We start from the raw sequence: 2131 nt of genomic DNA on the forward strand, positions 1-2131 counted from the left end.
ATAAAAGCCATGAATAAAGACAATCCCACCGAACAATACCGCACCATGCTAGAAAATTTACCCCAGCAGCCTGAAAATCTCCAGCAATTAGAAGCCATTGCCGAAAATGGCAATGCCGAAGTGATGTACATACTGGGCTGGTGCTATTTTAAAGGGGAATATTTACCCAAAGATTTGGATAAAAGCCAGTATTGGTTGGAAAAGGCGAAAGTGGCTGGCGATAAAAGGGCAGAAGAGTTATTAATTTATTGCAAATTTTTGCAAACTTTAAGAAATTAAAAGGCATATTTCTATGTTTAAGCTAATTAAGGAAAATCAGAAAGTTCAAGGTATATTACTTTTAATATTTTGGGGTATACCTATATTCTTACTTGGTATTTATGTTATATTATTTCGTCCCCCTACTTCATTTGTACCCGATTATTTAGCTAGGCAGCAGGTTAAAAACAATCAAATTAAGATAGGTTGTTTGTATTTTGCACATATGGGTTATAAAGCTGGCACGGGTTATACAGGGTTTTATTTTAAAATAAATGATATTCCTGAATCTGTACATACAGTATATTTAACATTAAGAGATTTTCCATTTGCAAATAAAAAAGAAGCTTTTTTAGAAGATTATCTAAATAAAATAGATTTACCGCTGACGAATGAAGAACCTAGAAAAATACATTGCGAACTTGTTAAATATGTTCATGTTAAAATTGAATTTAACAAGAAAATTCTTTACCAACGATTTTTTGTTTATGACCTAATTTAAGGAGTTTTTACTATGGGTGCCAATAAAAAAACAACACTATCTGAACAATTAGATAAATTGAAGCAGGATGGTGGAAATGGTGTATTAAGCAAGCGTAGGGTGGGTGCTCGCACCCACGCGGTTCACACAGTTGGGATTTTACCCAGCTTTTTTTATTTTCAGCCGACATTCACAATATTTCAATCTACCAACCACACCCCGATATTTCAGGCAGCCTGAAAGCAGCCAATTGAAATATCGGGCTATTTTTTACAAAAACACAATGTAAAATCGCTTGACAAAAATTAACCATGCCATAACAATAGGCGGAAAATTTTCAGGTAGCCTAAAAGGGGAGATAAGTGGAAAATAATAAAATACGAGAAAATACAAAACGCGTGGGTGCAAGCACCCACCCTACGCTTGCTAAACTTACTAAATCCATTTTTCAGGTTGTTTGCATGGTATTTTTATTAAATGCCTGCCAAAAAACCAAGCCCGAAATTGACCGTTCACCAACTTGCGTACCTGACAAACCTGTGAATTGGGGAGAAATATACAGTCAATATATGCATAAAAAATTTGAAAAGTACGTTGATGAAATTTGGGATGCTGACGAATGGAATAATCGCAATGAACCCGATTGGGGCTTACACGACAATATTTATGATAAAAGTTGTAAAATTATCAGACCTTTTTGGGACAAACCCAAATTAGGTAGCAAAAGCTGCTTGCCTTGGAAAATCAAAACATACGATACGATAGACAAAGTTGTTGAATGGCGCAAAACAGGCAAAATTTCAGTAACTTTTGAACACTTGGTAGATGAACATTGGCAAGGAGAAGCCTTTGACCCTAGAGTGGAAAACCCTTTCAAACCTGAATGGTATAACAGAGATATGGATTTTGCTGTGATAATACGTAGTGGGCATTGGACTAATTTTTATCCCAAAGATTGTTGTCAATTCATTACTTTTGATGAAATGAAACAAGAAATTATCAATAGAAATCGTGGTGAATGGAAATACGACGATAAAGAACAGCAATATAAAAATTTGTATTTTCGTAAAACATTGGCTTGGGTCATTGATGAGGATGTGGGTATTCATGATAATGAAGAAGACATTAATTTATTACGATACCCATTGGGTACAGAATTACCTAGCAATTATGAATATAAGAATTATTTGAATAAAAAAGGATATTTAATTTATAAAGCCATGAATAATTGTGGTCATGCAACTGATTTCCATATTGATATTGATTTAAATGAATAAATTTTAACTTTTTAATAACAAGCAAGCGTAGGGTGGGCAACTCGTTGCCCACGCGGTTCACACAGTTGGGATTTTGCCCAGCTTTTTTTTATTTTCAGCCGACATTCACAATATT

The 2131-nt window shown here is 34.4% G+C and carries 3 protein-coding genes and 1 pseudogene; all 4 read left to right on the top strand.

The window, feature by feature from the left end; translation table 11 throughout:
• Nucleotides 1–279, top strand: a pseudogene (locus Q338_RS14950) (hypothetical protein); the annotation flags it as partial.
• 13 nt (nucleotides 280–292) lie between these two features.
• Nucleotides 293–760: a hypothetical protein gene (locus Q338_RS12385; RefSeq protein WP_034296011.1), complete on the top strand. Its 468-nt coding sequence runs from the start codon at nucleotides 293–295 to the stop codon at nucleotides 758–760.
• Between the two features lie 12 nt (nucleotides 761–772).
• Nucleotides 773–979 carry a hypothetical protein gene (locus Q338_RS12390; protein ID WP_034296013.1) on the top strand — a complete coding sequence of 69 codons (207 nt, stop codon included), beginning with the start codon at nucleotides 773–775 and terminating at the stop codon, nucleotides 977–979.
• A gap of 122 nt (nucleotides 980–1101) precedes the next feature.
• Nucleotides 1102–2016, top strand: coding sequence for a hypothetical protein (locus tag Q338_RS12395; protein ID WP_147293728.1), 915 nt, complete (start codon nucleotides 1102–1104; stop codon nucleotides 2014–2016).
• Nucleotides 2017–2131: the final 115 nt, after the last annotated feature.

It is taken from the genome of Alysiella crassa DSM 2578, from assembly GCF_000745955.1.
Taxonomy (GTDB): Bacteria; Pseudomonadota; Gammaproteobacteria; order Burkholderiales; family Neisseriaceae; genus Simonsiella; species Simonsiella crassa.